The following is a 26,898-nucleotide window of genomic DNA, read 5'->3' as shown; positions in this document are numbered from 1 at the left end:
TTCGCCTAAATAAGCGCGAGTACAACCGTTAAAAAAAGAAACCACCGCTTTTCGCTCGAATAAGCGCGGGTGACAACCGTTAACGTAGAGAATGCCAATGCCCCGGATAGCCAGATCAGCCAGATCATTCGTGATTAACCCGTTAGTCATGGCTGATTTCCAGGTTGAGCCAAATAAGCCTCTAAAAAAAGGAGTCGATCCGCACGTGAATGTCGTCGGAATCATTGTTGAATATAATCCGCTCCACAACGGGCATGTTTACCACTTCGCCGAGGCGCAGCGCTTGACGGCGGCGGACGCGGTCATCGCCGTCATGAGCGGCGATTTTTTGCAGCGCGGCGAGCCGGCGATCGTGGACAAATGGGCGCGGGCGGAGATGGCGCTGCGCCTCGGCGCCGATCTCGTGCTCGAGCTGCCGATCGCATACGCGGCGCAGCCGGCGGAGTGGTTCGCCTACGGCGCGGTGGCGCTGCTTGAGGCGACGGGCGTCGCGACGCATCTGTGCTTCGGCAGCGAGGCCGGCGCGCTTGAGGCGCTGCAGCCGCTGGCCGAGCGGCTCGCCGCCGGCGGCGGCGCGCTGAAGGCGGCGGTCGCGGAGGAGCTCGCCACCGGGGCGAGCTTCCCCGCCGCCTACGCCGCCGCGGCCGCGCGCCTGCTCGCCGGAGGCGCTGCCGCCGGCGCCGACGCCGCCGCAGCGCGCGCGCTGCTGGAGCAGCCCAACAACAGCTTGGGGCTGCACTACCTGATCGCGCTGCGGCGGCTCCACAGCGGCATCGCGCCGGTCACCGTCCGGCGCCGGGCCGCGGGGTACAACGATGCCGCGCCGACGGACGCGCGCATCGCCAGCGCCACCGCCGTGCGCCGGCTGATCGCCGGCGGCGGCCTGGACGCGGCTGCGCCGTATCTCCCGCCCTTCACGGCGGACATCCTCGCCCGCGAATTCGCGGCGGGACGCGGCCCCGTGACGTGGGAGAACCTGGCCGCGCCGCTGTTTCACCAGCTGCTGCTCGCTTCGCCCGAGCAGCTCCGCGCCTGCCACGAAATGACCGAAGGCTTGGAGTACCGCATCAAAAAAGCGCTGCCGCTGCTGGAAAAGCCGACCGTATCCGAGCTGCTGGCCAAGCTCAAGACGAAACGATACACCTACACGAAGCTGCAGCGCACCTTGCTGCACGCGCTGCTGCAGCATCCGCGGGATCTGCTGACACCCGAGGCGCTGGCGGAAGGTCCCGGCTACCTGCGCGTGCTGGCGTTTAGCAACCGGGGGCAGGAAATGCTGAAGCGGATGAAACAGCGGGCCAAACTGCCGATTGTTACCCGGGCCGCCGAGCTTGATCATCCCCAGTTGTCGCTCGATATCCGGGCCGCCGCCGCTTATGCCAACGGCATGCCCGTCCGCCAGGCCGAGCAGCTGTTCCGGGAATACCGTCAGCCGCCGATTCGGGTTTAGCCTTTGGGCTTAAGCGCCTGCAAATAATTCAGCGCGTCGTCGAGCTTTTTGACCGGCACGAGCTCCATTTTCGAACCGATTTTCTCCGCTTTTGCTTTGGCGTCTTTATAATTCGCTTCCGGAACGAAAAATATTTCGGCCTTCTCCCGCTCCGCAGCGACGATCTTGAACTGGACGCCGCCGATCGGCCCGACGGTGCCGTCCTCCGAGATCGTGCCGGTTCCGGCGATGCGGTGTCCTTTCGTTAAATCCCCGGGCGTCAGCTGGTTGTAAATTTCCAGCGTAAACATCAGTCCCGCCGAAGGACCGCCGATCTCCGTATCGGCAAAGGTGACTTCTTTCGCCTTGTCCGCCGCCTCCACTTTCAGCACTTCCCCGACGCTCACGCCCAGCCCCGCTTTACGTATGCCTTCCGCATCGACGATCTGAACCAGCTCCACCTGCTCCTCGACCGTTTTTCCATCCCGCGAAAGCTGCACGGGAACGATGTCCCCCGGCTTTTTCCCATGAAGCGAAGGGCCCAGATCCTCAAACCGTTTCACCTGCTGGCCGTTCACCGTGCGGATAATGTCCCCGGACCGGAAGTTGCCTTTCGGTTCGCTTTCTTTGGACAGTCCGATAATAAAAACATACTGGGACACCACGTCGTATTTCACCCCGGCTTTGCGGTAGGCCGCCATCACCGCGCTGGACTGCGAACTGCTCATATAATAGCGCTGCTCCGTCTCATATTCCGCATCGTTGCGATCCGGCTCCTTGCGGACCACTTCGGCATCCTTGTTGAACGGGGATGTGGCGAGCATCCACAAATTGGCGTAGCTGACGGATACCGTCGTTAGCATAAAAGCGCCTTTCTCCTCCTTATCCCCCGACTTGATGCTGACTATCGGTTTAACCTCCTCGGCGGTCCCCGGCTGATTGATCATGTACGGCGTGTTCATAAAAACGACCACATATACGATCACGGCCATCGTCAGGACGTATAGCCCCGCTTTTATCGCTATGGATCTTGATTGACGCATGATTCGCTCTCCCTTCATGACGCGGCGGCAGACAGTTGATGGCCGGACGGGCGAAGCGCCCGGCCGCAAACGGCTAGTCTGCATTTCACGGCTGCTGCATAGCATGTACTATATGATCTACTTATGAAGAAGGTGAATCCGAATGAACTTAAAAAGCTTCGCCGGCAGCCGAGCTTCCACCGCTTTCACGGGGCTGCTGGCCGTTCTGCTTGTCGTGTGCGTCGTATATGCTCCGGGCGAAGCGTTTAAAGCCTCCGGACAAGGACTTTCTATCTGGTGGCACATCGTTTTTCCCGCTTTGCTCCCGTTCGTGATGTTATCGCAAATGCTCCTCGCCGGCGGATTCGCCCATGGCATCGGCACGCTGCTTGAACCTTTTACGCGCAGGCTGCTCGGTCTTCCCGGCTCCTTCGGCTGGGTGCTGCCGCTTGGCATGACCGCCGGCTTTCCGGCAGCCGCCGATACGGCGGCAACTTTATTCAAGCAGGGCAAAATCTCCGCAAGCGAAGCGGAACGAATCGCCGGTGCGGCCCATTTTTGCAGCCCGATGCTGCTGGTGATCGTCATCGGCGCCGGTTTTTTCGGCCGCCCCGAATTCGGCTTGCTTCTGCTCGCCGTGCACTGGGCCGCCGGACTGGCCGCCGGGGTCACGCTGTATGTTCTTTGGCGGGATCGTCCCCCGGCCCGGAACGCCGCGGAACCGTCCGCTTCGCACAGCGGCAGCCGGCGCCGCTCGTCCCGGCTTCGCCAGGCGCTCCGCAATATGGAGCGTGCCCGCCAGGAGGACGGCCGCAGCCTCGGCAAGCTGCTGGGCGATACCGTGACTTCCGGCGTGCAAACGCTGATGATCACCGGCGGCTACATGCTTATTTTTTCGATCCTGATTCATGTCATACTCCTGGCTTTGCCGGGAACTTTTTTTTCCGTCACCGTCAAAAGTCTGCTGGAGGTTCACCTCGGCTCGTACGCCATGTCCCGGCTGTCTTCCCCGGCGCTGCCGCCGGCGGTATTCACCGCCCTGCTGGGCGCCGCCCTCGGTTGGAGCGGTTTATGCGCCTACCTTCAGGTCCGGGCGATTCTCGGGCCGGCTGGAATTCGCGAACGTTTTTTCCTGCTGAACCGCCTGCTGCATGGAGCTTATGCGTACGCCATTACGCTGCTGCTGTGGAAGCCGCTTAACGGCTGGCTGCCCGGCGCCTTTCCCGCCTTTGCCTTTGCCCAGGAAGGACAAACCGGCACAGGACACGACACCCCGGCGGCCTGGCTGCCGACCTGGCAGCAAGCGTTCGGGGTGATGGGATGGCAGCTATGGATGCTGGCGCTGTTAACGCTCGGATTCGCTACCATTGCGCTCGTATGGAGCCGCCGGAGCGAACGTTAATTTTTGCCCGTCCGGCCGGCGAATTTATGTTGAAGCGCCAGTTCTACTTGCGGCGGCACAAGGTCGCTGACGTCCCCGTGAAAGCTGGCGATCTCCTTGACAATGCTGGAGCTTAAATAAGAATATTTAGGGTTCGTCATCATAAAAATCGTCTCCACGTCGCTGTTCAGCTTGTGATTGGTTGACGCGAGCTGGAGTTCGTATTCGAAATCGGTGACGGAGCGGATGCCGCGCACGATGACGTGAGCCTGCTTGAGGCTCATATAGTTGACGAGCAGGTCGCGGAAACTGTCGATCTCCACGTTCGGCAAATGTCCGGTGGCCTCGGTCAACAGTTGTTTTCGTTCTTCTACCGTAAACAGCGGGTTTTTGCTTAAATTGTTCAGCACCGCCACAATCAGCTTGTCGAATTGGCGCGAAGCCCGTTGAATGATGTCCATATGCCCTTTGGTTACCGGATCGAAGCTGCCCGGATAGACGGCGATTCGCGGATGATTATTTCCTGGTTCTTTCATGCCTTTTGTTCCTCTCCAATCTTAGCGGTTAGACCGCGCTGGTTTCTCGTTCGTAATCATAAACGGATACGGCCGTTTCCCCGTATTCCGCCTTGCGGCGCTGCGTAAAGTTTCCAAACCGTTCCGGATACGCATAGGAGGATTCGTACTCCAGAACGATCGTAGCCCCTTCCTTCAGCAGCTTAAGCTCGTCCATTTGCTCCATCAGCTTATCTCCGTGCTTTAGCCGGTAAGGCGGGTCCAGAAATACCAGATCAAAGGCGGCTTCGCGTTTGGCCAAAGCTTTCAGCGCTCTTTCCGCATCGTTTTTGTACACCTCGGCCCGCTCCGTCAGCCCGGTTGCCTGCAAATTGGCGCGGACGGTTTCAATGCTTTTGTACTCTTTGTCGATAAATACGGCCTTGTCCATGCCGCGGCTCAGCGCTTCGATGCCGAGGCCCCCTGTGCCGGCAAACAGATCCAACGCCGCTCCTCCTTCAAAGTAAGGACCGATGATGCTGAACACCGCTTCCTTCACTTTATCCGTCGTGGGCCGCGTCCCCATACCGGGAACCGCCTTAAGCGCCCGGCCCCGGGCGCTGCCCGAAATGACTCTCATGAATATTCACACCCTTATGTATGCCTGAAAATTCCTGTCGATATCGTACCACAATCCGCCGCGGATTGAAAAATCAATAGATCATAATTTTTTTCTTCGTGAGAGGTATATAATCGTCCTTCCCGGACACAATTGTAGTATCGACATCACCAAATGTCGTAGACAACCGCGGAGAAGACTTACGTTTCCCCATAAGCTCTTCGTCCGGTTTCTCCTCTCCCATGATGGGGCCCTCGCAAGAGGGTCCCGATTTTTTATTATAACAGGGGATTTTCTCTTTGTTTTATAAGGCATTAATCCAATAATACAGAAATTATAACATTGTATAACACAAGCGAAATTTGGGTGTTGGGGACCGTTTGGGGACCAAATCTTCAATAAACAAACTCAATTATCCGTGTGAGCATCACAGGTCATCTAGTTCACCACCTTTCCTCGCTGCGAAGACCACCCACGAAATATCGTTGACAGTAAACAGAAGAAGACTCAAACTTGCCCTTGAATCGTTATTCTCATGGAGGTTTGAAAATGGCAATAGAAAACATCCGATTCCTCTCTTCTACTGTCATATCGTAATTATTATGTTCTTTCGACTATCTGCGGCCAACTGTACCGAATAAATCACTCTTCGCGGTCACGGTGGACCCGTTACACTAGCACCGCCTTTGGCTCCTACCAGTTTGGCACAGTGTCTCCGATGTCGGTTGTATAGCCGCACTACAGTAAGTGTGGACCGAGCTTTCACGCGTTGCCACGGCGTACATAGGGGCGTTGATTTAGAGAAGAACATGGGTTACATCGAAAACATCTTCGACGACCGGCGGCTCAAACATCCAGTACATCCGGCAAATTAATTCTACGACCTCCTCCTTTCCACACTCGGACAGGTCCAAGTCGCCCCGACCTCCTGCAACTCAGCGAGCAGCCGACCAACGTTTCGTCATCCCATCTCCCGGAGACTTTATTCAGCGCCAGGTTAAGCAGCCGCTCCTGCTCGTCATCCAGGTTGACAACCGAAACCTCCATCTCCGCGTGGCCAAGCTCGTGAACCAGGATCTTATACCGCTGATGCTCGCCGACCATGTTGCCGGAGCATTCGTTCCATACGATCGGTTCGACGTAGCCGAAGCTTTCAATGCTGCGTCGCAACTTCGCGTATTCCGGATCACCCGGCCGAAGGTCTACGCGCGGGTTATAGGCTGCTGCGTTGATCTGATCAATAGCAATAATTTTTATATTCATTTAAACCACCTTTTGAACAAAAAATAGACCACCTAAAAAGATATAAAAAACAAAAAAGCCTCCACCCGAAGGCAGAGGCTAGAAATTCTCTTTTCATTTAAAGACCTAAACGCCGATACTGTTCCACGATCACTTACCGCATAACCTGCTCGACTTCGCGGCCCCTTTCATCAACTTGAAAATACTTGTAGAGTTCTTTAACGGTTTCCCTATCCAGCATAGGTAGTAACTTATTCCACCAAAGCAGAACTTTAAAATCATTCAAAAAAATCAGGTTCAGGTAACCATCCTTTCTTTAAACATTCTTCCTCAACAGTCCGAAGTAATAACTCTTCAGGTAATGATCCCCGATATCCAAAGATTTTTGAATACCTTCCTTAAAAGCAAAAAGTCGATGACTACAAGGGCTTCCCTGTACATCGACTTTTAAAAAGAAAGCAGTTATTTACAGGCTGCTGCTACGAACGAGCCTTTGTCGTTCGTTCAGCCTTCATTTTGGCAATCGCTTCGCTGATGATCCTGTCACGCTCCGGGTCGTCACCAGGAACGGAAGGAACCACATAATGTCCATTGGTTAATCGGCGAGCTGCTTCATCAATGCTCTCCTCCGGATGCTTCATTCCTTCCATGGTCATCACCTCTTTTTTAAGTATAGCATAATAAGCTTTTTTGCGTTAGCCTCGTTAATTATCATACGACCGCCGCCTATGTGTGTAGCAAGCATATTCCGAGCATAGTAGGCAATCAGATGTGTACTTTATCGAAGCGATTATGTGGTGCACTTTCGATCAAGTGAATATACACATGATCTTCCCTGCGTTCCAGAGCAATTGCCCCTTGCATCACATCATTACCCTGGATCACCAGTTTATACAGTTCTACATTTCGAAATCCAAAATAGATATTCCAGTCGAAAGCATCCTCCCCTTTAGCCATATCGCCTTGTAAATCATATGGATGAAGAGGTAGGAAGTTGACCGGATACAACTCTCCACTCTTAATATGAACCAGCAGATGAATCCCTCCATAAACCAAAAAATAGGTCAAGATTTATATTAATTTTAATATCTTAACACCCCTTCTTTCACTAATAACAAAAGCCGACCTATGCAAAATTAATGCAAAAATCGGCTTTTACAATCACTATTTATTTTCCAGCACAGATACAAGTTCGTATAATGTAAAGCTTTACCAGAGCCCCTCAGCACTTTTCGTCCCTTGCCACCGGCAAGTGTGGAGGTTTGAGAATAGAATTATTTATAGGAATATTATAGCACTATATTTCGCCTTGATACAAGCATACGTTCGTATGTGTCCCTATAAAGTCAATTTTAGCGATAGTATCATAATACCTGCTAGCAAAATAAAAGGAGCAAGCGGAATAGTTCCCTTTCTGCCCATTTTACTTAATGACACATAAGCAGTTGTATATAGGCACGGTCCAAGTAATGTCAAGATCAAGAATATTATTGAAAGCTCCCATCCCAAGGCTGCGCCTACCACTGCCATCAACTTAATGTCACCGCCGCCAAATGCTCCTGGTACAATGACAGCAAAAATATACAGTACCCCAGATCCGGCCAGGATACCGAGCAAATAGTAAACATATGGCTGGTCGGCATAGAATAGCCTCAAAAGTAGGTAATAGGTCAACCCGCCCAGCGCCAAATTATCCGGAATGATACGCCATTTTAAATCTGTATAGGTGGCTATTCCTAGTAGTGCGAGCAAAGGCCCCCACAACATAAAATTCCCCATACACTCCCCCCCATCTACTTTCTATACAAAGCAAAAAAGCCTGTAACACTCAATTAATGAGCATTACAGGCTTTAAAATATGCTAATTTTTTAGTTTAATGCGTCACGTACACCATCAATCCTATCCTCAATGGTATCAATCTTCTCGTCTGTCTTGCGCGTCCAATCGCGTATATCCCTCCGGAACGTCTTAAAGTCGTCCCGAACATCACGCAGCTGATTCTTAATCCCTGTGCTATCTCCGGTAAGAAGCTTATTCGTGACCTCCTGCTCCTCACGGAAATCCTTCAACTCACGGTTTATGCCGTCAACCTTGTTATCTATAACATTAAGATCTTAGTCGTCTCTGCCTGTTATCTTATATTTACCCGAATAATTTGAACGGAGAAGCACTCCAACAGGCTGAATATGCCTATTGGAGTGCTTTTTTTATTTTAGACAAGACGACAAAGGGAATCTTCATCTCCGGAATAAAGCAACGGGGCCTTTTCTAGAAGAAAATGCGGCATCTGCCGATATAATGCGTTGAAGGATCTGGGCGAGCCAAGGTCGTTTTTATGACGGGGCTGGTCCGGACCTGAGCCGGTATTATGTGAAAAGAGCAATTGTTAGCAGTACTAAAGGTAGCCCACGGAAAGCGGAGTAACTTGGCCCTCGCACTTAGGACAACGCTTTTCTAATTACACAAAAGTCGGATTTTGTACATATTTATTTAAAACAATAAAACGCCTTGTCCTATATAGATTTTCCAGCACCGATGCCACCGTTCAAAGCTCAGGATGTTTCTAGCTTGTACGACATCCTTCTTCGTCATGGTATTATTTCGAAACATTAAATCTCTCGTACTTTTTGCGTGAAGAACTATAGAATCTGTTAGTTGATAGTAGTTTTCTTCAACAAGAATGTGCTCATGAACTGGTTGATTGACATCGACGCTGCGGTTTTCGGGCACGATATACAGCTCGGGATGCTCTCTGCCCCCGCATTCGATAAATAGGTTTCTACGAATGATAACATCATTCACCCTCCCGGATTCAAACCAGCTACTCGCGTCATTCGAAATCAGGATCCCGCTCATAACGGTACGTTTGAACTGATTATCTTCAATTAGGACTTTTCCGGAACTGGTCGCAAGGATGCCGCGGGTTGGAATCCTGGAAAAATGATTGTTACGTATCTCGACATCCGGATTCCATTTGACTCGACGGTATGCGCTTTAAATCGTGCACTTCAGGGATTTATCCGTATCTTTCTTCTCCACAATGTCTCCATATTTGCGTCAAAATCCTACAATGGGGTCGCATTTGTGTCATTAGACATATATGATGCGTCAATTCTGACGCAGCTAGCTGCCCCAATCCCGGCAACGACTCATAGCTTCTCTTCCAACAAATATGTGCGTCCATTCTTCTCGGTGACGAATTTGACCTTGGAGGCTCCATTCTCGTTGATAAAGCTTCATCCGAAGTGTATAAATATTTCGTCTCCTTATCGACAAGAATGGTCAGTTCTCCGTCCTCGCTCTCGGTACTGTGAATCACTGCTGGCGTAATAGCCTGCTTGCTTCATTACAGCTTGCGGTACCCTGGTCTTTACGGGCTTAGCAAATGATTTGTCCGGCTTGAAGCTCTTGATTTCGTCCTTTTCCTTGAGTGCTTGCAGCAACACTTCGCTTGCCAACAGTTGATTTGTTCCATTATTACCGCCGGAAGTTAACACAGCAGCTGCCATATTTTTCTCAGGAAGCACGGCGAGAGAAGCAGCATACACAGATAAGTTCCCGCCCTTGGCCAAGTCTTTTATTCCATAATATTGAAAGGGTATAGTTTCACACTGTCCTACCCCAGACCGTAACTGCTACTATTATCAGCCGCATCTTCTGGCCAAATGCCTTTCTTGTATTCCTCCTGTTCTATCGCCCGAACCGACTTGTCTGAAAGAATATTGTTTGTCTGTCCCATAAATATTTGCGAGAATCGTACCATATCTTCTGCCGTGGAATGAATCCCCCCGCTAGCAACCACATTACAAAATAAGTTTTAGTGCGGAGACTGAATGTCTCGGCAGGACTATCCCTCATCAAGGTTATGTGGCTTTAGGCCAGCCCCTCAATTAACGTCTATGAGCTTTTAAACCTTCAATAAATATGCGTTGTAATCCATCAAGAACTCGTTGGCTCGTAAAGCCTTCATCTTGGAGATGGTAATCGATATTGTGAAGCACGGCCAGCAGGGCTTCAATGGTATATGGAATGTCCACCCCGGATACGTCTCCCTGTTCAACGGCCTCATTTAGCAGATTTCTGCTTATATTGCGCATCCATTGACATAACGGAGATTGTAACGGACGATGCCCGGTTGAGGCCCGACCGACCTCACAGAGCCAAGGAACTTTTGCCTCTAAAAAAGAAACATATCTTACTATTACATGGTAAAGCCGGTCCAAGGCAGCGGTTTCTGGGGATTGATCAAGAAATGCTTGAACTTCATCAAACAAGGGTTGGTACTCTTCACACGCGATCTCCAGACAGATGTCGCCCTTATCCGAGTAGCGGCGGTATAGGCTTGCTTGACCTACTCCAGCAGTCTTCGCAATCTGATGCATATTGACCTTGTCAACACCGTTTTTGATGAAAAGTTCTCTAGCTGACGCCAAAATTCGTCTTCGGTTTAACTCCTCTCTGGGAATTTTCGGAGAGGCAGATTGCGATTCTGAATTCACTATAAACATCTCCCTTTATCTTTAATTAACTGTTATTTAATGTGAAAAACGGACAACATGTCCGTTTTTCGTGTATGGGACATGTTGTCCGTCAATTCATATTATCATACATTTCGTGAAAATTAAAAATACATTCATTTGGGTACCGACAAACTTTTTTTATTTCTTGGTATAGTACTTTTTGTGAATTGGAGGCAAATGCGGTTCAATGCCCGTTAGGTCCAGTTCCATCAAACTTGCGATCGTAGGAATAAACTGCTCGTACGCTTTTTTGTTGTCGCTCGTCGTTTCTGTTCCGGTTTCGGTCGATGCTTTCCTGTTAACTTCAGAGTTAAGTTGCTTCTGTTCCATAGGATACCCTCCATCAAATTTAGTCAGGCTTACAAATCCGGATGTCTCTTGTGCCAGTCGGTATTCATCTCATAAGTATTGCCGATACCTAGTACTGTCGCTTCTTCGAAGGGGCGGCCAATCAATTGCATATTAATCGGCAGACCGGAAGGTGAGAACCCGCAAGGCATGCTCAGGCTAGGCAGGCCGGTCAAATTGGTCGGAACCGTAAATGAGTTCAATCTGAATACACTAGCATTATCATCTGCACGCGGCGCAGTGATCGGTGTTGCCGGCGTCAACAAGATGTCGATTCCGGACAATGCATTCAAAAAATCATTGACAATTAGTTGCCGGGCCCGCTGAGACTGAAGGTAAATGGAAGCCGGAATATCTCTACTGCTTTCAAGAAACATTCGGACGTCCGGTCCATACTGTTCCAATTCTGTCTCAAGCCACTTCTCGTGGTACGAGTACATTTCCGTCATCATAATGGCCATCGTCGCACTTCTAACATGTTTGATCAGGGGCAGGCTAACTTCGATGATTTCTGCTCCCAGTTCTCGGAATTTATTGATAGCGGCCTTCATCGCAGCTTCCACTTCCGGCATCAAATCCTCGTAATAGTAGCTTGTCGGCAATCCGATACGCACACCCCTGAGACCATTCGGATACATCTTGATACCTGGCGCAGGCAGATCGACCGTCGATTCATCCTTTGGATCGAAGCCAGACATCACATCCAAGCACAGGGACGCATCCATGACACAGCGGGTCAACGGACCCGAGTGGTCCAATGACCAGGCCATTGGAATGATACCATACCGACTGACCCGACCGTACGTCGGCTTCATCCCTACGACACCGCACAAAGCAGCGGGTATGCGGATCGAACCTCCGGTATCCGAGCCTGTGCCCAGATAAGCAAGTCCAGCCGCTAAAGCAGAAGCCGAGCCGCCGCTTGAACCTCCCGTTACAAGATCAGTGTTCCACGGATTGAGGCAAGGACCGAAGTGCGGGCTAGTTGTTGTCAATCCCGCAGCGAACTCGTGAGTCTGTACTTTGCCTAGCAGAACTGTTCCAGCCTCATGTAGCTTAGTTGCAACCGTCGAATCGTAATCGGGGACGAAGCTGTTTAATATTTTTGAACCGGCAGTTGTTCGGATCCCTTTCGTGTAATATAGATCCTTATGAACGATGGGAATCCCGTGAAGGAGCCCTTTATACCGACCATGCATAATATCGCGTTCCGCTTGCTTCGCTTGTTCAACCGCCAGCTCGGACGTTTGGGTAACGAAAACGTTCAGTTTCGGATTCAAACGTTCGATGCGATGAAGCGCATGTTCTGTAATCTCTACCGGGGATATTTCCCTTGTTCGGATCCCTTCGGCCAGCTCATGAATAGCAGCAAAGGACAGTTGGGAATTTAATTTACTCATCTCGTCATCCTCCCTATCTTTTGGACAAGTCGTCCGTCTACCAAACTAATTACCATAGCTTCCGCTAGGATTTGTTTTTCTTGCAAATAAGTATGTTAGGATTGCCAATAGGGCAATGGTAAAATAAACAACAGAAAAAGGCATCTTTAGATCAATCAGTCGTCCGACCAGCGCAGGACCGAACGCTCCGCCTAGCAGATAAGCCAGTGTGAAAATACCCATCCCCACACCCAGCTCAGCGGAACGGAGTGTCGTCGAAACTAAATTGCTGCTAGAGGTGAGGACACCGTTGAATCCAATCATAAGGATAATAATCAATAAAGCATCGATCCATGGCGGCAAATGTATGGATACACCCAGCAGTATAAATCCGCCGATGACGAGACTTTGCGATATGACAAGCACGCGGGAGCTTCCGAAACGATCCGTCCAGCCTCCGATCCGGGATCCGAGCAAGGCTGCGCAGGCGGCACCGGGAAGCATCAGCAGACCGATTTTGCTAGTCGGTAAATGAAAGGCGTTCTTCATCATGACAGGAAGAGTAAAGGTTAACCCCGTGTTACATACAAAGGTAAGAAATCCAATCCCTAGAATTCGTCGGTAAGGAACATTTTTCATGAAAGATGCATCGATAAATGGATGTTCTTTTTTCTGAATATGAATACCGAACCATAGAAGAACTGCTGCTCCTGCAATGAGCATAAACCAATAGTTCGTAACCCCTAGCAATACCAACGCCAGTCCGGCGGAGAACAAAACAGCTCCGAGATAATCGAATGAACCTCGGTCGTGTTTCTTGCTTGGAACATACTTGAATACCAAAGGGATAACAAATAGGCTTAGACTGGACACGATGAACAAAGCACGCCAGCCAAAGTATTGCTCTACGAAACCGCCGAACACAGGCCCGAAGCCGGAAGCAAAGGCAATTGTGGCGGACAACGTCCCCAGTACCCGTCCCTTGACGGCAGGCTTAAAATATAGGGTTACTGCCGCATAAGACAGGGGCGAGATGGATGAGGCCCCTGCTGCTTGCATTAATCTCCCAATAATGACTTGCAAGTATGAAGCTGCAAAGAAGCCGATCATAGAGCCGAAAGCAAAAAGGATTAAACCAATGACATACAGCTGACGGAAGGAAAAGGACTCCGTTAACTTGCCGTAAGTACCGGCGCCAATGGCCATCAAAATGCTATATCCGACCATGACCCAGCTTACTTGCGAGGAGGTCAGAGCAAAGTCAGCGGAAATCGACGGTATAGCCAAGTTAAACATGGTCATATTGATGTTTCCGAAAATAATGAGTAAGCAAAGTGTCCCCATTAATTTCCGCTCATTACCGGATAAAGCCATTGATTGAGTAGCCATAGCCTATTCCTCCATTACAGGAAGTCAGGAAAGGTGCGGCATGTTTGCGCTTGATCTCTATCGTGTCCCAAGAAAACATAGGACGGCCGAACATCCTCAATCAACTCCTGCATGCGAGTAATCGATTTGGCAGCCATCTCTTGATCGAATGTCAAGAACGGTACGCTACTCTCGAAGTTCTCCCGAGTATAAGCAACATCAATCGTCAGAAGCACTGGACCCGACTTTTCTGTTGTGACGAGGACTGATTGATGCCCAGGGGAATGACCCGGAGTGAAGAAAATTTGAACCCCCGGAATCAATTCATGGTCACCCTCAATGATTTGATATTGTAAATCGGGTAGCCTGCACTCTAATGGAGAGTAATCCTCGTTGCCTATGGCCGCATCATACTCTGCCCTTTGAATAAGGATAGGTGTATTGCGGAAATGTCCATTTCCCCCAGAATGATCCAAGTGTAAATGGGAGCTAATGACCATCTGAATATCGTCAGGTCGATAACCGACACGCTTTAACACATTCACGATCGAGTCGCCGTCCGACATGTTGGGGACGACGCGCCCTTCACGTCTAGTCCCCTTGTAGTAATCGGGATTATTGATAAAAGAGTCGGGCATTCCCGTATCGATGAGTATCGGACCGCTGGTCGTTTCCAACAGAAAAGACCACACAGGCATTCCGACTAACTTCCCGGGGACAAGGGTTCGATTAACAGCCGATTGATCTAGGAAACATTCACCTACAGGTAAAAAATACAGCTTCTTGACATACATCCAGTTTCACCCTTCATATTATAAATTCGGACAACTTGTCCGGTATGGATTTATTGTAACGGACAAGTTGTCCGATGTCAATCATCATCAGAAAATAAGGGGTATCATAACAGTATTAATTACCTAAAACTTATCTTCACTTGTTATACGAGGTCTACCGCCCCTACCAGCTCAAACATGGTTTTTTGGAGGTCCTGGGAGAACTGTTTTTGTTACGAGGTCCAAAGCCTCTAAAGCCCTTTCGTTCTCCCGGCTCCCCCCATCGTAAAACAGCAAAAAAAGGGCCTGCTAACGAGTAAAATGTACCCTATAAGATGGACACTTTAAAAAGTCATCTTATAGGGTCTTTTTTGTGTACAATGAATAAAAAACGAGCGGTGGTCAAAGCGGATGTCTAAAAAGTTATTTACAACTCAAGAGCAAGCTCAGTTAAGAACAAATCCCTATGTGAAAAATGTCAGTGCTAAAGCCATTACATATACGGATGCTTTTAAAGAACGATTTATTCAAGAGTATAATCAAGGTAAGTTTCCAAGTGAGATTTTTCAGGAGGCAGGCTTTGCCATTGACGTTTTGGGTGCAACCCGGATTCGAAAGGCTTCCAATCGATGGCGTGCGGCTTTTCAGGAACAAGGACCCTCGATCAACAGTGGCTGTGAGAAAAGTCCCTTTGGGGTACTGTGAAATGGCTACGCCCAGCGCGATCTCCATGGATAATGCGGTACGATCGGGCATAAGAATCGCAGTATAGAGACGCGTTTTGCGTTCAATGAGTGTGGCTACGCATCCTTTACTTTTTCCGCGACCCGAAACCACGGTATCCAGTTCCCAGTGCCCAAACGTTTCACGAGAACGGACCTCTTTCGGACGATCTGAAATGGATCTCCCAATGGCAAATGTACCGCGAGTTTCTGTGGGTTTCTGACGCTTACCTTTGTGCTGAAGGACGTGTAGAAGGCCTCGAACCAAGCGTCCGTGGTAGATCCAGCGATAGATGGTTTTAAAGGAGACCACAGGCAGGCCATCGACGCGGAACCGTTCAGTGATTTGTTCTGGAGACCAAGTGGCCTTTAGCTTTTCCTCCAGCGGAGCAGCCAAGGTGCCGGACCATTTACCGATGGGTGCAGAAGCCTTACGGCGTTCCTGATAAGCATTCTGGGCTTGTTCTGCTGATAGGGTTGCGATGAAACCGTGCGCCCTAACTCACGGCAAATGGTCGAAGGATGCCTACCCAGCTCTTTTGCGATCGCTCGTGAACTTTGGCCTTGCTGGTGGAGGATTTCTAGCTTGCTTCGTTCGATTATGCTAAGATGGGTGTAGTTCATGGTGGATTCTCCTTGTGTGAATGGTTGTTGTGGTGACTTCATTCTACACGAATCCGGCCATGGGCCCTTTTTTATTTATTTCCAGTAGGTGTCGCACTTCATATTACAATCCGTCTGTTACTATTTTTTGTCTCGCGACATGAAATCCAGTATAAAAACTATTTAGATCCTTACCTAATCGGGAATGACACAATGTTCTTGTCCTTTTCAGCAATGGTATAATGTTCTTGTCCTTAGCAAGGGACAAGAGCTTAGTTCCTTAAAACAAAAAAGCCGCTATATTAGCGACTTTGAAAGGAACAATGTTCTTGTCCCGCGATATTTGCAAACCGGAGATGCAGTAAGCTTAAATACTGACACTGATGCCGACATCGATCATACAGTTATCATCACGAAAAACACGGGTAATAGTAGTGCCAACAAGTATATAACACAGCATTCTTGGGATCATAAGGAAGATAGAACACTCGCCGATATGTTCAGCCAAGGCTATGGCGTATATGGCTATGAAATAGACAAAGCCACGAATTAAATAAAAACCAGCCTCCAAGAGACAGTAGAAGTTGAACCTATTAAGCCAATAAACTCTAAGCAGGAAAATAAGGGTAAAGGTTCACGACGCCTGCTTGCCCTCGATGCTGCAAGAGGTCTTGCTGTCATCGGGATGTTTTTACAGCATTTTGCCTTAAACGAAAGAAACACATTTGTAGCAGGTAACACAACTCTCCTATTCGTTCTTTGTGGAGGGATTTCTTACTCCATTATGGCTCAGCGTATGAAAGATCCACTTGAGCCTGATGGTCAGCAATTCGTAGGCGAGCTTATTCTTGTTTCTTCCAACAGCCGAATCGGGCGGTCTTCAGCACTCTTACAGTAGCGCCAAAAAATCGCCTCACCTATGATCAGGTTCACCACGATTGATCTTAGAGTATCCTGCCTGTTAGTTAAGTGAATCGAAGAGCGAGATATCGATTAGATATACGCCTAATCGATAATAGGAACATGTTCTTGTCCTCAGCAGCTATTTTCAGTCCGATATCTCACCTTTATAATACCTAGCAACCGTGTTTAACTTCTCATCTTGTCAGTTGTCACATAACATTGTGAACATTTTCATGCATTAGTACTTAATGAAGCTTTAAGTGCATGGATTAATGTTTAGATGTACATCTAATTGGTAATCGGACTATGTTCTTGTCCCCCGACAATTCTTGATGTTACTTCGTATTTAGTTGACATCCTTAATTCTGCAGAAATTCGGGGGCTTAACGTTATTGCAACGTCCTCATTTATTGTAACCGCCGCTACACGTCTGTATCTTCTGAGATGGATATCGATTCTAGCCGATACCTCTTCAATATCAAAGGGCTTTGTAATGTAGTCATCCGCTCCCATGCGTAATATGGAGGCTTTTGTATGCTGTTCTCCTTTAGCAGATATCATGATGACGGGGAACTGACGGTCCGGTCCCAACTGCTGCAGGATTTCATCGCCTTTAAGACCTGGAAGCATCAGATCGAGCAAAACCATACTCCACGCCTGCTCGCCCGCTAAATACAACAAAGCTTCCGTGCCAGAATAGGCCGGTTGCGGGAGATATCCACTCTTGGTAATGATTTCGCATAACAATTGATTGATTTCATTGTCATCTTCAACGACCAATATTTTTATTATTCCATCCACTTCATTCACTCCTCTGCATCTAGATCCTTCAATAGAGATCTAGGGAATTGGATTTCCCCTCACTTATGATACGGTTCAGCTTAATGGGGCTATCGGCGAAAAATACTTTAAGGGGTTCCCTTCCGCTGTTCTTTATAAATGATCATCAGCGGTTCGTACGGGTGTACCTCCAATTCCGTTCCGTCAAAAAGTAGGCGGAGTAGCAACCGCTATTAGCAGCGTTTCGCCTTCCCAGATATTCTTATAACTATGGGGGATTCTGGCATCATAATAGATACTGTCCCCTTCTTCGAGCGTGTAACGCTCATTGCCCAGCATAAACTCCAAACGCCCGGAATGGACAAATAGAAATTCCTCTCCATCGCTATGGCCGACGCCAATGTCGCCGTAAGCCGCTCCTTCTTCCAACACTCCCCATATCGGTCCCATTCGGTTGCTGCTTCCTTGACTGAGTGCGTACCAGGTAATACGGGAACCTTCGGAATGCACCAAAGGTTTGCGCTCGTTTTTCCTAACGACAATGCTTCGTTTCTCCTCGCCAAACAAATCGGTAAAATTCACGTTTAATGCATTCGCTATGCGCTTCAGAACACTGATGGACGGATTCGCCTTATCGCGTTCAATTTCACTAAGAAAAGATAAGGATACAGAGGCTGCTTGAGCTACCTTCTTGAGCGTTAATTTATGTTTTTTTCGCGTGCTTCGAATGGCTTCGCCGATCGAATTCATATGCAAGCCTCCTAATTTTTTGATGGAATTTCGCTGTCGACGAAATTTATAACTTTATAATAGGCGTAAATATGAGCAATATCAAGCCCTTTCACTAGTGCGAAATTACGGTGTAAAAACGTTGATTTGTCGCCATTATTGGACTAACATTTAATCAAGGTTGGCGAACGAATCTTACCCGGGTATCTGAGCATCGTTCATTTCAACAGAATCATTTTCATTTACAGCGAAATTCTCATGGATAATAAGAAACGAATCACATTGATGCAACGGCTTCCTTGTTATTCGCTTCAAAGAGATATGCCCGAAGGACGAAAGGAGTTAAAAGAATGACCGCTAAAATTCCCAAGGTCTATCGAGTCGATGATGTTACCGTGACGCGTGTCACGGAGATGATGCTTGACGGTATTCCGCCAGAAGTATATTTTCCGGGATCGTGGAACCCCCTGTTCCTGGAGGAGAATCGGAACTCTCTTCCAGCTGGCCTGATCGATGGCAATTCTCAGCTTATCGTCAGCATTGGAACGTGGGTGGTGAAAACCCCGAAGCATACGATCCTTATCGATACGGCTACAGGAAACGATAAAAACTTGCCTTTAAATCCCGATCTCGCCAATCTCCAGCTCCCCTATCTCGAGCGGCTGAAGGAGGCTGGGGTTACACCGGAGGAAGTGGACTACGTTCTGCTGACGCATCTGCATGTGGACCATGTTGGCTGGAATACAAAGCTTGTGGATGGAAAATGGGTACCGACCTTCCCCAATGCCAAATACGTATTTCCCCTCGCAGAGCAGCAATATTACTCCAGCGAGGCCAGCCACAACGAGGCAAACGAAGCAAACTTTAACGTTTACGAAGAAAGCGTATTGCCTGTTGTTGAAGCTGGCTTAACGCAGACCATTGGCCCTGAGGGCGGGGAATTCCTTGATCTATTCACATTCATTCCGACACCCGGCCACAGCATCGGCCAAATGTCTATCCGTCTTAAATCCGGCGAAGAAGAAGCCTTATTCGGCGCCGATGTGATGCATCATCCGTTTCAGGTCTATAATCCGGAATGGAATTCAATGTACTGCGAATTTTCCGATCAAGCGCGTGTTTCACGGCTCCGGGTGCTGGAGCTCATCGCGGATCGCCCGGTCATTTATTTCAGTACGCATTTCCCCGGAAGTGCGGCGGGGTACGTGACTCGCAGCGGGGGCAAGTATGAGTGGAACTTTATTTAATACAGCCTGATAACAAAATCCAATACGGAAGGCGCTGAGCTTATGACAACCCATGATTTTCTTAAAAATAACCCTATTGTGACCGAAGACCTGCATATCCCGAGCGATACGCCGGGAATCGAGCTTTATGTACGAAATAAACGTCCCGCTTCCATGAATACCTTCTCTAACGAAAAAACAATCGTAATGGTTCATGGCGCTACTTATTCAATTGGCAGTCTGTACGATGTGGAGCTGGACGGCTTCACTTTTCTGGACTACCTTGCCAGCCATGGCTATGACGTATACGCCGTGGACGTTCGCGGCTACGGCGGCTCGACAAGACCGCCTGAGATGGAACGGCCTGCCGACCTTAATCCGCCGCTTGTCCGCACGGAGACAGGTGTCCGGGATTTTGGTACAGCCGTGGACTACGTTCTGAAACGCCGGAATTTGACGAAGGTCAACATACTGGGAATGTCTTGGGGGGGAACCGTTGCGGGAGCTTATACCAGCCAAAACAACGAGAAAGTAAACAAGCTTACGCTTGTTGCACCGCAATGGCTAAGCTCCAAACCGGTTCCGATCGATACCGGAGGCCCGCTCGGTTCGTATCGCCTTGTTGCTGCCGGCAACACGAAGGAACGCTGGCTTAGCGCGGCGCCAGAGCATAAACGCGGTGATCTGATTCCGGACGGCTGGTTTGAACAATGGGTCGAAGCCACTCTTGCTTCGGATCCGGGGAGCTTAACCGATCATCCCGAGCATATCCGGGCGACCAACGGCCCTATCCTGGATATCCGCGAATACTGGACGGTTGGCAAAGCTTTCTATGATCCTAAGGATATCACGGTTCCCGTCCTTCTTGTCCATGCCGAGTGGGATATCGATGTCCCTCTTGAATTGGCGCAGAATTTCTTCACTTCCCTGACAGGAGCCGCCTACCGCCGCTGGGTGGAAATCGGTGAAGGGACGCACATGGTATTGCTGGAGAAAAACAGACTTCAGGCTTTTCAAGCCATTCGCGGTTTCTTGGATGAAGCATACGCGCCAGCGAAGTAAAGCTGCCGCTGCACAGGCGGACTCTAAGATTATATTGCTTGCCTAATGAGAGGCCCGGGCTGTCGCCTCGGGCCTTTTTCTTCACCCATTTATCAAAGAGACGGAGAGGAATTAAATACGATGAGCCATATCGCTATTACAACAACACAAGCACCCGCAGCTATCGGCCCTTATTCGCAGGCCATCGCTTTAGGAAATGCCGTCTATACGTCGGGCATGCTTCCGATTGATGCCGAAGGAAATCTGAAAGAAGGCATCGTTGACCAAACCCATCAAATAGTAAAGAACCTGCAAGCCGTCTTAGCTGAAGCTGGATTATCTTTAGCAGACGTTGTAAAAACATCCGTTTTCATGACGGATTTAGAGCATTTTCAGCAGATGAATGAAGTGTACAGCCAATATTTCAGCGATCATCACCCTGCCAGAACAACCGTAGAAGTGTCTAAACTTCCAAGAGACGCCAAGATTGAAATAGAGCTTATCGCAGTCAAACGCAATTAAATCCGCTCCATTATCCTTTATTTCTGTGAAAGAAGGCGCATCTGCTTGCGAACTTATTTGCTTCTCTTGTTTTGCGCAGCCCTTTACGGGAGCAACTTCGTCTTAGGCTCGCTGCTGCTGGAAGCATTCCCCGCCTTGCATCTGTCGGCATACCGGCTTCTGGTTTCATCGGCGTTCCTGCTTATTTATTTGGTTGCAACTCGTGGCTTGGCGAAGATTACGTTCCGCGACTTCGTTTATTTGGTCCCCTTCGTTCTAATCGGGATGCTGCTTCACCAAGTTTCTTTCTTTACAGGTCTCCGGACAACGGACGCAACCACAGCTTCGCTCATCTTATCGTTAGCTCCAATTTTTACGGCGCTATTTGCCCGCTTATTTTTGAAAGAGCCGTTATCGAAACGCATGGTTGCAGGCTCGGTTGTCGCCCTCACCGGTGTCTTCTTCGTGGTTGGAACTGGCGGAAGGATGAGCACAGCCATTACCGAAGGCGTCTGGATCATGTTTATCTGTATGTTGGCATTGTCGGGATCTATGATCCTCATGAAAAAGCTGACGGAACGTATGGATGCGTTTGTCGCAACGGTGTATACCACCGTACTCGGCTGCATCTCGGTATACCCGGTGGCGGTCTGGAGCGAGCCTAACGTACAATTACAGCCTCACTTTTGGTGGTGGGTTCTCTTGGTCGGCTCGGCGCTGCTTATTCAGGGCTTATGCGCCGTAATCTGGAATGCGCAGATTCGCAAGGTAGGGGCGGCTAAAGCCTCCCTGTTTCTGAATTTACAACCGTTTGTCGCCATGATTTTAGGTTATATCACGCTCGGCACCCCGATTTCCTTAACGCAAGTGGCAGGATCTGTTCTCATTATTTCCGGCGTAGTTCTAGCCACTATGCAGGGACAGAGAACAAGGAAAACAGAAGGCGCTACACTGAAAATATCCTCTGCCAAGAGGTAAAAAGCCTGCGCTGTAATCGAGGCTCACAAGAAAAAGATGGAGGTCTTACGACAAGCCAAAGGGAGCGCTTTATATCATGGCTCCCTTTGGCTTTAGGTTTAGGGCCATCCTTTTGCGGGATGGCCCTTTCTTTGATTCGCTTGATCACGCCTTTTAGGTTCTTACTTAGATTCGATGCGACCTAATGGATTGGCACCCTCCTCCACATCTTTCCGGGCTGCCAACCAGCTTGAATCGTCGAGATTGAGCGCATTGCGAAGGTAAGACCACGTGAGCTGCTGGAGCAAAGCATCTCGTTCGGGGTTCTCGTCCGTCGTCTCCGCGACGTTGTACCCGGAGATTCCGCCAAGTATATGTTCTGCACCGAAGAGGGTGAGCAGGCTTTTACTGCCCGGGCTCAGGAAGTAGGGGTCTGTGAACCAGTCCGGCCCTTTCCACCAAATAACGGAGGGGGATTTTATCTCCGATAAACTTGCCCTTATTTATGATACGGTTCAGCTTAACGGGACTATCGGCGAAAAACTCTTCTTGGTAAGACCAGTCTCCATGAAGAGTTTTATTGTTAAATGATGTCTATATGATTTACTATTGGTGTTCTTCAAGTGCATCGAGACTCTAAGTCAAGAACCGGATCCCGCTATCAGTGCCTTTTTGGTTTTGACATACGTTCCATGATCAAAGCCACCCTGCGCCTGCTGAAAAGTCGGATCATTAGAGCCATAAAGTAATTGCTACGGCCATCGATGATATAGCTGCGCCCCTGGTCAATTCCGCGGAATCCGGCCTGTACAACCTTTTCCGGGGTCGAGAGCTTCTGACCTGCTCCCATCTCCTCGCTGCCGACCGCATCGAAAAATCCCGTCTCTGTTGCACCCGGGCACAGTGCGAGCACGCGAACACCACGCCCTCGCGTCTCCGCCCATAGCGCCTCAGAGAAGGACAATACAAATGCTTTGGTACCCCCATAAACTGCAGAATATGCACAAGGCATGAACGCAGCCATCGAAGCCACGTTAACGATGACTCCATCCTTTCTCCTCAGCATATCGGGCAGCAGCCGATGCGTAAGATCGACTAACGCAGCCGTATTCAACAGAATCTCTTCCTGCTCGCGCTCCGGGTCTATTTCCTCGAAACGGCCATAAGTGCCAACGCCTGCGTTGTTGATGAGAATATCGACCGACAAGCCCAGTTCGGATATTTGTTCGGCCAGTTGACGCGGGGCATTCGCTTTGGACAAATCGCAAGTGAGCGCATAAGCCTGTACGCCGTACTGGCGGTTGATTTCCCTTGCCATTGCATCCAGTTTGTCCTTGGAGCGCGCTGCCAGAACGACATGACAGCCTCGTGCCGCCAGTTCTTTGGCATACGCTTTCCCGATTCCTGATGAAGCACCGGTAACTACAGCCAGCTTGTTTATATATACATACTTATTCAAGATACAAAGCCTCCTATCGATAGCACTGCACTGATGTAAATTATCTTAATCGTACTATCGGTAGGAGGGGTTAGCCACAGCATATCTATACTATTAACGGGAGTAACAGCATCGGTACTCGTTATGGTTCTCTTTTGTGGCAACGAAACCTTAACAGAGATTATAATGATCGTATACGAAGTGCTTTGAGTCCATTTGGTTAATTGCGATACGTATTCTTCCATAAGTAATTAGAGGTGAGCTGCTTGATAACCAATCGTTTCTCATCCGCATTGGGTGAGTTCATAAAATCGCGCAGAGAACGCTTGCAGCCTTCAGAGGCAGGGATCCAGCTGCTACCCGGACGAAGACGCACTCCGGGACTTCGAAGAGAAGAAGTCTCTTATCTTGCCAATATAAGCGTGACTTACTATGCCTGGCTGGAGAAATATTAAATAACTGTCTGTACTGTATTATCCTAGAGGATATCTATGCAATCGTTAAAAACGTGGATTTCGTTGATTAAACAACAATGTTTCGCATCTCGGGTCCTACCGGCGTAATCTCCACCCTCAATTGTCTTTGGCCCCTCCACGAAGAATGGATCACCCGCGTCTTCGCCATCGAAGATGCGGACCAAGTTATCCTAGATAATCCGGTAGAGAACATCGTAAACATAGGTGGGGATGTACTTATTGCGCGTGCAGGAGATTCGATCGTAGGTTGCGTTGCACTTGTGCCGAGCGGAGCTGGGGTGTTCGAGCTCTCGAAGATGAGCGTGAAACCCGAGTCGAGAGGACACGGATACGGACGGAAGATAGTCCAGGCCGCTATTAACCGTGCACGAGATCTTGGCGCAGAATCTCTCTTTTTGGGCAGTAGCACCAAGCTGCCAAACGCCGTTCATCTTTATGAATCGGTGGGGTTCAAACATGTTCCAATCGAGCAAATCGGGCCAATGCCATATGTAAGAGCAGATGTGTTTATGGAGTTGAAACTAACAAGCAGTTAATGAACTAAAGAAAATATTAGTTTAATCATGTAGCGGAAAACCAAGACATATTTCACATCTTAGTTTTCCGCTTTTTGTTGCCGCAAAATTTCAAAATTGACCGGAACGGGCAATTATTTATTTCAGTTCCTGCGCCGACTTTTGAACTTCGGAAAGCGGGGCGCCGGAATTATTGCCGCCGACAATAACGATGGCGTCATCGTATCGTCCGAACAGCTTTCCCAGATCCTCGTCGTCTTTACTATTGAGAAATACAACGTAAGCCTCCTGCTTGTCGCTGCCCGGGTAAACTTGAGATATGGATATGGAGCCTTGGCCCTCTCCAATCGGATACGTATAGGTTTTTCCAGGGATCAAATTTGTCTTAGCTCCTTTGGGCGTTGAATAGACGGCGGCCGCTTCCTTCGGCAAAGTAAAAGTCAGCTTGCCGTTGGTTACTTTCATATTATCTGTAAACAGCGTTTTAGCTAATTTTGTAGAACCTTCATCCCATGCAAAATCATCATTATATTTGTTGTTCCCTTCCGGTACAGGGTCCGGATCGGTCACTTCTTTCCCGGTACTGACGCTAACAAGCTTCTTGCTTTGATCCCAATCGACTTTTGCCCCGAGCGCTTCGCTAACAAACCGAAGCGGCACGTAAGTGCGCTCATGCTGCAGCCGGGCGGGAACATCCAATGTTACGACGGTTTCTCCGACTACAACTTGCGTGCTGTTAATATTCATGCTCATCTTTTTGTCCCCTAAAGAGGTAATGACCGTCTGATTCATGATAGATCCGGACACGGTTTTCTTAAACCCTACCTCCGCTCCAAGCGCCTCGCTGACAAACCGTAAAGGGATCATCACCCGGTTATCTTCATAGTATGGCTGGGCATCCGGAAAAGAGACCGTCTTCCCGTCAACCTGAACGGTTACATTGACCTTAGCGGCGGAAGCTAAAGATACGGCGAAACCAAACCCCATCGTAATAGACATCAAGAGTAAAATCATTCTTTTTCTTAAAATCATATAGTCATCTCCAATTCATATTCCCTCAATTATAATCCAATCGCTATTTTCCTACAATTCATATAAACTCCCATTTCAGTTAGCCGCGCTTTATCCGGCAAAACAAACAAACCGCTCAAGGTACGAGCGGCTTTCAATTATGTATTGACTTCAACCAAACAGCCCTTTGGAAGTGGTGAACCTTATCTAACAACTATAAGGCCCACCACAGTAAGGTACTCCTAGTAGTGATGCTTTTTGTGCTTTTCGCATTTAACTACTGCCGTTTGCCCGGGTTTGAGAATCACAACAATAACCTTTTTATGATGACGTCTCATAGGGTGCTCCTCCCTTCGAACAAGAGCTAATTTATTTTATGTAAATCGCCGAATATTGAATTTGGACTAATAAATCAATGAAAATGTCCTATTCAAAGCCGATCGTGCGCAAAATGGCAGCCTAGTCTATTTTTACACCCTTCTCGTGATCGGTCCATAAAAAAAATCGTACTTAAAGGCGGGACCCTTTAAGTACGATAAGGCAAGGCTGTTATTCAAGAATCCGGTCGGGATTGGCCGCTTTTTCTATTTTGGTCGAAGTACGGCCTTCGCTTCCGAGATAATGTTTTTCGACGGGTTTTAAATGCTCGTCAAGGGAATAAACAAGCGGTGTTCCGGTTGGAATATTGACATCGACGATCGCTTCGTTGCTGATATTCTCCAAATATTTGATGAGCGCTCGCAAGCTGTTGCCGTGGGCCGCAATGATGACTTTTTTACCGGATTTAATTTGGGGTACGATTTCCTTTTCCCAGTAGTCCTCGACCCGAATGCCCGTCTCCTTCAAACTTTCGGTTAACGGGAGGAATCGCTCTGGAACGTCGCGGTATTTGGGGTCATTGCGCGGATTTCGCTCATCTTCGGCGGTGAGAGCCGGAGGGAGAACATCATAGCTGCGCCGCCATTTCATCACCTGTTCCTCGCCATATTGGCGGGCGGTCGTCTCTTTGCTTAAGCCCTGAAGGGCGCCGTAATGCCGCTCGTTGAGGTGCCAAGTTTTGTGGATCGGAATCCAGAGCAGGTTCATTTCATCGAGGATATAGTCCAATGTTTTTATGGCACGTTTCAAATAAGAGGTAAACCCAATGTCAAATTCGAATTTCTCCCGTTTCAGCAGCTGCCCTGCTTCCTTCGCTTCCATAACGCCTTTTTCAGATAGATCGACATCGGTCCAGCCGGTAAACAAATTGGATTTATTCCATTCGCTTTCACCGTGTCTAACAAGCACTAGTTGATGCATGTACTTTCCCCTCCTTTTTCCTTTCTCTGCTTCAAACATACTCTCCTTTCCGCACAGTTGCAAATTTTTGCGGACTGCGTCCATTCGGCCTCGGTATGCATATCGCTGCACGACCAGGGCA

27 protein-coding genes and 4 pseudogenes are annotated in these 26,898 nt (G+C 49.0%); 11 read left to right on the top strand and 20 right to left on the bottom strand.

Annotated features, from left to right (window positions below; translation table 11 throughout):
* Positions 1 to 205 precede the first annotated feature (205 nt).
* Positions 206 to 1,450 carry a nucleotidyltransferase gene (locus NYE69_RS16995; RefSeq protein ID WP_340927142.1) on the top strand — a complete coding sequence of 415 codons (1,245 nt, stop codon included), beginning with the start codon at positions 206 to 208 and terminating at the stop codon, positions 1,448 to 1,450.
* On the opposite strand, the gene NYE69_RS16990 is transcribed toward NYE69_RS16995, so the two are convergent.
* Positions 1,447 to 2,472, bottom strand: coding sequence for a SepM family pheromone-processing serine protease (locus tag NYE69_RS16990; RefSeq protein ID WP_340927141.1), 1,026 nt, complete (start codon positions 2,470 to 2,472; stop codon positions 1,447 to 1,449). The genes NYE69_RS16995 and NYE69_RS16990 overlap by 4 nt on opposite strands.
* A gap of 142 nt (positions 2,473 to 2,614) precedes the next feature.
* Between NYE69_RS16990 and NYE69_RS16985 the strand changes: the two genes are divergently transcribed.
* The gene (locus NYE69_RS16985) at positions 2,615 to 3,853 is read left to right on the top strand and encodes a nucleoside recognition domain-containing protein (RefSeq protein ID WP_340927140.1); all 1,239 of its coding nucleotides are present in this window, start codon (positions 2,615 to 2,617) and stop codon (positions 3,851 to 3,853) included.
* Here NYE69_RS16985 and coaD read toward each other — a convergent pair.
* The 13 genes and pseudogenes from coaD to aiiA all read right to left on the bottom strand — a co-directional run bounded on the left by coaD (position 3,850) and on the right by aiiA (position 14,597).
* Positions 3,850 to 4,368 (bottom strand): pantetheine-phosphate adenylyltransferase, encoded by a 519-nt coding sequence (gene coaD, locus NYE69_RS16980; protein WP_328272501.1) that lies wholly within the window; start codon positions 4,366 to 4,368, stop codon positions 3,850 to 3,852. The genes NYE69_RS16985 and coaD overlap by 4 nt on opposite strands.
* Positions 4,369 to 4,396: 28 nt before the next feature.
* Complete coding sequence (gene rsmD / locus NYE69_RS16975; protein WP_036622153.1) at positions 4,397 to 4,966, bottom strand: 16S rRNA (guanine(966)-N(2))-methyltransferase RsmD; 570 nt, start codon at positions 4,964 to 4,966, stop codon at positions 4,397 to 4,399.
* Between the two features lie 825 nt (positions 4,967 to 5,791).
* The gene (locus NYE69_RS16970) at positions 5,792 to 6,208 is read right to left on the bottom strand and encodes a transcriptional regulator (protein WP_340927139.1); all 417 of its coding nucleotides are present in this window, start codon (positions 6,206 to 6,208) and stop codon (positions 5,792 to 5,794) included.
* A gap of 458 nt (positions 6,209 to 6,666) precedes the next feature.
* Positions 6,667 to 6,837 (bottom strand): hypothetical protein, encoded by a 171-nt coding sequence (locus NYE69_RS16965; RefSeq protein WP_340927138.1) that lies wholly within the window; start codon positions 6,835 to 6,837, stop codon positions 6,667 to 6,669.
* Between the two features lie 115 nt (positions 6,838 to 6,952).
* A complete protein-coding gene (locus tag NYE69_RS16960; RefSeq protein ID WP_340927137.1) occupies positions 6,953 to 7,195 on the bottom strand; it encodes a hypothetical protein in 243 nt (80 codons plus the stop codon).
* 330 nt (positions 7,196 to 7,525) lie between these two features.
* A complete protein-coding gene (locus NYE69_RS16955) occupies positions 7,526 to 7,966 on the bottom strand; it encodes an A24 family peptidase (RefSeq protein ID WP_340927136.1) in 441 nt (146 codons plus the stop codon).
* 712 nt (positions 7,967 to 8,678) lie between these two features.
* The gene (locus NYE69_RS33735; protein ID WP_445744837.1) at positions 8,679 to 9,143 is read right to left on the bottom strand and encodes a right-handed parallel beta-helix repeat-containing protein; all 465 of its coding nucleotides are present in this window, start codon (positions 9,141 to 9,143) and stop codon (positions 8,679 to 8,681) included.
* Between the two features lie 142 nt (positions 9,144 to 9,285).
* A pseudogene (locus NYE69_RS16950) lies at positions 9,286 to 9,993 on the bottom strand (serine hydrolase); the annotation flags it as partial.
* A gap of 85 nt (positions 9,994 to 10,078) precedes the next feature.
* On the bottom strand, positions 10,079 to 10,696 hold the full coding sequence (locus NYE69_RS16945) for a TetR/AcrR family transcriptional regulator (RefSeq protein WP_340927135.1): 618 nt from the start codon (positions 10,694 to 10,696) through the stop codon (positions 10,079 to 10,081).
* Positions 10,697 to 10,846: 150 nt separating this feature from the next.
* Positions 10,847 to 11,038, bottom strand: coding sequence for a hypothetical protein (locus NYE69_RS16940; protein WP_340927134.1), 192 nt, complete (start codon positions 11,036 to 11,038; stop codon positions 10,847 to 10,849).
* Positions 11,039 to 11,067: 29 nt separating this feature from the next.
* Positions 11,068 to 12,456: an amidase gene (locus tag NYE69_RS16935; RefSeq protein WP_340927133.1), complete on the bottom strand. Its 1,389-nt coding sequence runs from the start codon at positions 12,454 to 12,456 to the stop codon at positions 11,068 to 11,070.
* A 45-nt stretch (positions 12,457 to 12,501) separates the two neighbouring features.
* Positions 12,502 to 13,824 carry an MFS transporter gene (locus tag NYE69_RS16930; protein WP_340927131.1) on the bottom strand — a complete coding sequence of 441 codons (1,323 nt, stop codon included), beginning with the start codon at positions 13,822 to 13,824 and terminating at the stop codon, positions 12,502 to 12,504.
* Positions 13,825 to 13,838: 14 nt separating this feature from the next.
* Positions 13,839 to 14,597, bottom strand: coding sequence for a quorum-quenching N-acyl homoserine lactonase AiiA (gene aiiA, locus NYE69_RS16925; RefSeq protein WP_340927130.1), 759 nt, complete (start codon positions 14,595 to 14,597; stop codon positions 13,839 to 13,841).
* 390 nt (positions 14,598 to 14,987) lie between these two features.
* On the opposite strand from aiiA, the gene NYE69_RS16920 reads away from it, so the two are divergent.
* The gene (locus tag NYE69_RS16920) at positions 14,988 to 15,281 is read left to right on the top strand and encodes an HTH domain-containing protein (RefSeq protein WP_340927129.1); all 294 of its coding nucleotides are present in this window, start codon (positions 14,988 to 14,990) and stop codon (positions 15,279 to 15,281) included.
* Here the strand turns inward: NYE69_RS16920 and NYE69_RS33730 are convergent.
* Positions 15,225 to 15,922 (bottom strand): annotated as a pseudogene (locus tag NYE69_RS33730) (IS30 family transposase); the annotation flags it as partial. The gene NYE69_RS16920 and the pseudogene NYE69_RS33730 sit on opposite strands and share 57 nt — an antisense overlap.
* Positions 15,923 to 16,106: 184 nt before the next feature.
* Between NYE69_RS33730 and NYE69_RS33725 the strand changes: the two are divergent.
* The gene (locus NYE69_RS33725) at positions 16,107 to 16,454 is read left to right on the top strand and encodes an amidase domain-containing protein (RefSeq protein WP_445744776.1); all 348 of its coding nucleotides are present in this window, start codon (positions 16,107 to 16,109) and stop codon (positions 16,452 to 16,454) included.
* Positions 16,455 to 16,493: 39 nt separating this feature from the next.
* A pseudogene (locus NYE69_RS16905) lies at positions 16,494 to 16,706 on the top strand (hypothetical protein); the annotation flags it as partial.
* A 386-nt stretch (positions 16,707 to 17,092) separates the two neighbouring features.
* Here the strand turns inward: NYE69_RS16905 and NYE69_RS16900 are convergent.
* Both NYE69_RS16900 and NYE69_RS16895 read right to left on the bottom strand, forming a co-directional pair.
* Positions 17,093 to 17,605 carry a response regulator transcription factor gene (locus NYE69_RS16900; RefSeq protein ID WP_340927127.1) on the bottom strand — a complete coding sequence of 171 codons (513 nt, stop codon included), beginning with the start codon at positions 17,603 to 17,605 and terminating at the stop codon, positions 17,093 to 17,095.
* 183 nt (positions 17,606 to 17,788) lie between these two features.
* Positions 17,789 to 18,334, bottom strand: coding sequence for a helix-turn-helix domain-containing protein (locus NYE69_RS16895; RefSeq protein ID WP_194540250.1), 546 nt, complete (start codon positions 18,332 to 18,334; stop codon positions 17,789 to 17,791).
* Between the two features lie 329 nt (positions 18,335 to 18,663).
* On the opposite strand from NYE69_RS16895, the gene NYE69_RS16890 reads away from it, so the two are divergent.
* The 4 genes from NYE69_RS16890 to NYE69_RS16875 all read left to right on the top strand — a co-directional run bounded on the left by NYE69_RS16890 (position 18,664) and on the right by NYE69_RS16875 (position 22,059).
* Entirely contained in the window at positions 18,664 to 19,560 is an 897-nt protein-coding gene (locus NYE69_RS16890; RefSeq protein WP_340927126.1) for an MBL fold metallo-hydrolase, read from the top strand.
* A gap of 42 nt (positions 19,561 to 19,602) precedes the next feature.
* Complete coding sequence (locus NYE69_RS16885; RefSeq protein WP_340927123.1) at positions 19,603 to 20,601, top strand: alpha/beta hydrolase; 999 nt, start codon at positions 19,603 to 19,605, stop codon at positions 20,599 to 20,601.
* Positions 20,602 to 20,721: 120 nt separating this feature from the next.
* Positions 20,722 to 21,102 carry a RidA family protein gene (locus NYE69_RS16880; protein ID WP_036618341.1) on the top strand — a complete coding sequence of 127 codons (381 nt, stop codon included), beginning with the start codon at positions 20,722 to 20,724 and terminating at the stop codon, positions 21,100 to 21,102.
* 45 nt (positions 21,103 to 21,147) lie between these two features.
* Positions 21,148 to 22,059, top strand: a complete 912-nt coding sequence (locus NYE69_RS16875) for a DMT family transporter (protein ID WP_340927122.1) — start codon at positions 21,148 to 21,150, stop codon at positions 22,057 to 22,059.
* Between the two features lie 640 nt (positions 22,060 to 22,699).
* Here the strand turns inward: NYE69_RS16875 and NYE69_RS16870 are convergent.
* Positions 22,700 to 23,497, bottom strand: a complete 798-nt coding sequence (locus NYE69_RS16870; RefSeq protein ID WP_340927121.1) for an SDR family NAD(P)-dependent oxidoreductase — start codon at positions 23,495 to 23,497, stop codon at positions 22,700 to 22,702.
* A 245-nt stretch (positions 23,498 to 23,742) separates the two neighbouring features.
* On the opposite strand from NYE69_RS16870, the pseudogene NYE69_RS16865 reads away from it, so the two are divergent.
* Both NYE69_RS16865 and NYE69_RS16860 read left to right on the top strand, forming a co-directional pair.
* Positions 23,743 to 23,925 (top strand): annotated as a pseudogene (locus NYE69_RS16865) (DNA-binding protein); the annotation flags it as partial.
* Positions 23,926 to 24,008: 83 nt separating this feature from the next.
* On the top strand, positions 24,009 to 24,488 hold the full coding sequence (locus tag NYE69_RS16860; protein WP_340927120.1) for a GNAT family N-acetyltransferase: 480 nt from the start codon (positions 24,009 to 24,011) through the stop codon (positions 24,486 to 24,488).
* Positions 24,489 to 24,605: 117 nt separating this feature from the next.
* On the opposite strand, the gene NYE69_RS16855 is transcribed toward NYE69_RS16860, so the two are convergent.
* Together NYE69_RS16855 and gpmA are read right to left on the bottom strand one after the other, a co-directional pair.
* Entirely contained in the window at positions 24,606 to 25,499 is an 894-nt protein-coding gene (locus tag NYE69_RS16855) for a copper amine oxidase N-terminal domain-containing protein (RefSeq protein ID WP_036622147.1), read from the bottom strand.
* Positions 25,500 to 26,027: 528 nt separating this feature from the next.
* Positions 26,028 to 26,777, bottom strand: coding sequence for a 2,3-diphosphoglycerate-dependent phosphoglycerate mutase (gpmA, locus tag NYE69_RS16850; RefSeq protein ID WP_155620357.1), 750 nt, complete (start codon positions 26,775 to 26,777; stop codon positions 26,028 to 26,030).
* Positions 26,778 to 26,898 lie beyond the last annotated feature (121 nt).

The sequence above is a fragment of the Paenibacillus sp. FSL R5-0527 genome (assembly GCF_038008055.1).
Taxonomy (GTDB): Bacteria; Bacillota; Bacilli; order Paenibacillales; family Paenibacillaceae; genus Fontibacillus; species Fontibacillus macerans.
Note: the sequence above shows the minus strand (reverse complement) of the source record. Positions and strands in the feature narration are given on the sequence as shown.

What these genes read in the sequence shown, in the direction of transcription:
- NYE69_RS16880 (WP_036618341.1), top strand. Translation starts at nt 20,722, where the DNA reads ATGAGCCATATCGCTATTACAACAACACAAGCACCCGCAGCTATCGGC.
- NYE69_RS16955 (WP_340927136.1), bottom strand. Translation starts at nt 7,966, where the DNA reads ATGGGGAATTTTATGTTGTGGGGGCCTTTGCTCGCACTACTAGGAATA.
- NYE69_RS16940 (WP_340927134.1), bottom strand. Translation starts at nt 11,038, where the DNA reads ATGGAACAGAAGCAACTTAACTCTGAAGTTAACAGGAAAGCATCGACC.
- NYE69_RS16945 (WP_340927135.1), bottom strand. Translation starts at nt 10,696, where the DNA reads ATGTTTATAGTGAATTCAGAATCGCAATCTGCCTCTCCGAAAATTCCC.
- rsmD (WP_036622153.1), bottom strand. Translation starts at nt 4,966, where the DNA reads ATGAGAGTCATTTCGGGCAGCGCCCGGGGCCGGGCGCTTAAGGCGGTT.
- NYE69_RS16860 (WP_340927120.1), top strand. Translation starts at nt 24,009, where the DNA reads ATGTTTCGCATCTCGGGTCCTACCGGCGTAATCTCCACCCTCAATTGT.
- gpmA (WP_155620357.1), bottom strand. Translation starts at nt 26,777, where the DNA reads ATGCATCAACTAGTGCTTGTTAGACACGGTGAAAGCGAATGGAATAAA.
- NYE69_RS16990 (WP_340927141.1), bottom strand. Translation starts at nt 2,472, where the DNA reads ATGCGTCAATCAAGATCCATAGCGATAAAAGCGGGGCTATACGTCCTG.
- NYE69_RS16985 (WP_340927140.1), top strand. Translation starts at nt 2,615, where the DNA reads ATGAACTTAAAAAGCTTCGCCGGCAGCCGAGCTTCCACCGCTTTCACG.
- coaD (WP_328272501.1), bottom strand. Translation starts at nt 4,368, where the DNA reads ATGAAAGAACCAGGAAATAATCATCCGCGAATCGCCGTCTATCCGGGC.
- NYE69_RS16970 (WP_340927139.1), bottom strand. Translation starts at nt 6,208, where the DNA reads ATGAATATAAAAATTATTGCTATTGATCAGATCAACGCAGCAGCCTAT.
- NYE69_RS16965 (WP_340927138.1), bottom strand. Translation starts at nt 6,837, where the DNA reads ATGGAAGGAATGAAGCATCCGGAGGAGAGCATTGATGAAGCAGCTCGC.
- NYE69_RS16935 (WP_340927133.1), bottom strand. Translation starts at nt 12,456, where the DNA reads ATGAGTAAATTAAATTCCCAACTGTCCTTTGCTGCTATTCATGAGCTG.
- NYE69_RS16930 (WP_340927131.1), bottom strand. Translation starts at nt 13,824, where the DNA reads ATGGCTACTCAATCAATGGCTTTATCCGGTAATGAGCGGAAATTAATG.
- NYE69_RS33725 (WP_445744776.1), top strand. Translation starts at nt 16,107, where the DNA reads ATGACACAATGTTCTTGTCCTTTTCAGCAATGGTATAATGTTCTTGTC.
- aiiA (WP_340927130.1), bottom strand. Translation starts at nt 14,597, where the DNA reads ATGTATGTCAAGAAGCTGTATTTTTTACCTGTAGGTGAATGTTTCCTA.
- NYE69_RS16920 (WP_340927129.1), top strand. Translation starts at nt 14,988, where the DNA reads ATGTCTAAAAAGTTATTTACAACTCAAGAGCAAGCTCAGTTAAGAACA.
- NYE69_RS16890 (WP_340927126.1), top strand. Translation starts at nt 18,664, where the DNA reads ATGACCGCTAAAATTCCCAAGGTCTATCGAGTCGATGATGTTACCGTG.
- NYE69_RS16855 (WP_036622147.1), bottom strand. Translation starts at nt 25,499, where the DNA reads ATGATTTTAAGAAAAAGAATGATTTTACTCTTGATGTCTATTACGATG.
- NYE69_RS16885 (WP_340927123.1), top strand. Translation starts at nt 19,603, where the DNA reads ATGACAACCCATGATTTTCTTAAAAATAACCCTATTGTGACCGAAGAC.
- NYE69_RS16895 (WP_194540250.1), bottom strand. Translation starts at nt 18,334, where the DNA reads ATGAATTCGATCGGCGAAGCCATTCGAAGCACGCGAAAAAAACATAAA.